Source organism: Methanospirillum sp. (assembly GCF_035406105.1).
Classification (GTDB): Archaea; Halobacteriota; Methanomicrobia; order Methanomicrobiales; family Methanospirillaceae; genus Methanospirillum.
The window spans coordinates 1-1520 of record NZ_DAONKG010000284.1 but is presented as its reverse complement, the minus strand read 5'-3'; the positions used below and the strand labels follow the sequence as shown (position 1 = coordinate 1520).

Annotated in this window: 1 protein-coding gene and 1 pseudogene; both read left to right on the top strand. The window is 42.7% G+C overall.

The features are described from left to right. Window positions 1-1067, top strand: a pseudogene (locus PLA23_RS12425) (hypothetical protein); the annotation flags it as partial. Between the two features lie 165 nt (window positions 1068-1232). After that, window positions 1233-1520: hypothetical protein (locus PLA23_RS12420; protein ID WP_324331834.1), on the top strand; the 288-nt coding region annotated here is incomplete at its 3' end.

Genomic DNA, 1520 nt, shown 5'->3' with positions numbered 1-1520 from the left:
ATTTATCAAAAAAAAAAGAGAACATCTGGCAAAAACGTCCGACTGCGCTTATCGCACTCATTCTCCTCATCGGAACATTCGGACTATCCCTCAGTGTTTCTGTGATGGTTGCAACAGCAGATTATAATTATCAACCGTACATCGCATCAGAAGACTGGATTGAAGGACTACTCTGGATGAAAAATGAAACACCTGATCCAGGTGTGGATTACTACCAGGCATATAACGCTGATACATTCAGATATCCGGATTCAGCGTATGGCGTTCTTTCGTGGTGGGATTATGGACACTGGATTACCACAATAGCTCACCGGATGACAGTCACAAACCCATTCCAGGCAAACCTGGATATGGCCGCACAATTCTTCATGAGCCGATCAGAAGAACCTGCAGATAGTATAACCTCTGAAAATTCTATCAAATATATCATCACCGATGCTGACATGCTCTTTGATACCATGCAGATGATGATGCGGGTTTATTCACCTGATGCAACTCCTGGACAATACATGGGATTACTATCGGTAAATGATACTACAGGAAAACCGATCACCGTAATCGGCTACCGCCAGCCATTCTACGAAAGCATAGTAACCAGGCTGCATGTTTTCGATGGGTCCAGCGTGCATGGTGAGCAGAAAATTCAGGAGCAGGAAGGAACACCAATTCCTGATAATGATATGCTTGTCATCTTTCCGGGTGGTCCGGATCCGGAGATTTCAAAATCCATCATCAGGCCGCTCAAGGATATTGAGGCCCTGCACCATTACCGGCTCATATGGGAATCAAATACCTCCCTCTCATCAACCGATGAACATGACATCCGCAAGGTCAAGATATTTGAGCGTGTTCCTGGTGCGATAATTCAGGGAGAAGGGACGATTGAACTGCCAATAATCACGAACCGAGGGAGAGAATTCACGTACCGGCAGCAGAGTATAAACGGAACATTTATTCTTCCCTACTCCACCAATCAGACAGCCTGGCCGGTTCATGCAACCGGGCCATATCGGATAATGGAAACCGGGGAGGAGATTGAGGTGAGCGAGGAGATGATTCAGAAATGAAATCAATAATAATGCCCAATCATCCTGTTACACCAAAAATTTTTCAAATTTTATAACAGAAATGAGTGATTTGATGATAATTGCCCAGACAAGTTTGCACACATTTATCAGCAATGGCGATATCATTTACCAATTAAAAAGTGAATACTATATACAGGAACATTCATGAGCACCATTAAGGAAGTTATTGATCGCTTCCCTTCTGAACTTCAAAATCCCATGTTAGAATTCTGGGGAGTTGTTAAAGAAACACTAGGCGTAAAGAAAGAAGATTTCACCGAACTCAAAAATATTGTCTTTGAGTTAGCTGAAGCACAAAGAGATTTAGCGAAGGCACAAAATAGAACCGAAGTCAGAGTTGAAGAGTTAGCTGAAGCACAAAACCGGACTGAAAAACGAGTTGAAGAACTAGCCGAAGCTCAAAAAAGAACTGAAGTTAAAGTTGAAGAACTA